Genomic DNA, 1,388 nt, shown 5'->3' with positions numbered 1-1,388 from the left:
TCCTTAGTTGCCAGCACGTAATGGTGGGAACTCTAAGGAGACTGCCGGTGACAAACCGGAGGAAGGCGGGGACGACGTCAAGTCATCATGGCCCTTACGGGTAGGGCTACACACGTGCTACAATGGGTGATACAGAGGGAAGCGAAGGGGTGACCTGGAGCTAATCTTAGAAAGTCGCTCGTAGTCCGGATTGGAGTCTGCAACTCGACTCCATGAAGTCGGAATCGCTAGTAATCGCGAATCAGCATGTCGCGGTGAATACGTTCCCGGGCCTTGTACACACCGCCCGTCACACCATGGGAGTGGGCTGCACCAGAAGTAGATAGTCTAACCTTCGGGAGGACGTTTACCACGGTGTGGTTCATGACTGGGGTGAAGTCGTAACAAGGTAGCCGTAGGGGAACCTGCGGCTGGATCACCTCCTTAATTAATGGCACTAAAGTAATTTAAAGTGCCCACACAGTTTGTTTTCGAGATAATGAAGAACCCGATTCTTTTTGTTGCGAGCGCGGCAGCGCAAGCATAGAGGCGAAATGAATCAAATGCTTTTTGCGAGAGGTTTTGTTTTAATCGAGGCGCACACGCGAGTGCACGAAGGAGCATACGCCAGTATGTGACTGAGTAAGCAAGTGTGAGCAACGAAGAGTAAAACAAAAGATCGATGCCAAAAAAAATGGGGTCGTAGCTCAGCTGGGAGAGCACCTGCCTTGCACGCAGGGGGTCAGGAGTTCGATCCTCCTCGGCTCCACCAAATTAGAGGGTTTTTCATTCGGTTTATTCAGATTAAAGTACTTTTGCGAGAGCATTTTAATCTGGAGTAACCAGACGTTCATTAAAAATATGGTAAACAAAGAGGTAACACAAGCGTACTTGTATTTGAAATAGAAGCATATGATCTGAGGTGACTGAGATTATATGGTCAAGAAGAGAAGCGCAAACGGTGGATGCCTTGGCAGTAAGAGGCGATGAAGGACGTGGAATCCTGCGAAAAGCTCTGGTGAGCTGGAAACGAGCGTTTAACCAGAGATGTCCGAATGGGGAAACCCGGCCATGAGCAGTCATGGTCATCTACTACTGAATACATAGGTAGTAGAGGCGAACTCGGGGAACTGAAACATCTAAGTACCCGAAGGAAAAGAAATCAATTGAGATTCTCCAAGTAGCGGCGAGCGAACGGGGATGAGCCTGGTGTGATTTATAGTGCAATGAAGTAGAACAACTTGGGAAGGTTGGCCATAGAGGGTGAAAGCCCCGTATACGCAGGTTGCATTAAGAACTAAGCACGCGAACAAGTAGGCCGGGACACGTGAAATCCTGGTTGAATATGGGTGGACCATCATCCAAGGCTAAATACTACTTACTGACCGATAGTGAACCAGTACCGTGAG

The 1,388-nt window shown here is 48.8% G+C and carries 1 tRNA gene and 2 rRNA genes; all 3 read left to right on the top strand.

From position 1 onward, the window contains the following. Positions 1–426: ribosomal RNA gene (locus ACWTE2_RS34570) — 16S ribosomal RNA — on the top strand; the annotation flags it as partial. Between the two features lie 249 nt (positions 427–675). Then, positions 676–751 (top strand) — tRNA-Ala (locus ACWTE2_RS34565). Between the two features lie 166 nt (positions 752–917). Beyond that, positions 918–1,388 (top strand): 23S ribosomal RNA (locus tag ACWTE2_RS34560); the annotation flags it as partial.

The organism is Legionella nigrisilvae (genome assembly GCF_977063395.2).
Note: the sequence above shows the minus strand (reverse complement) of the source record. Positions and strands in the feature narration are given on the sequence as shown.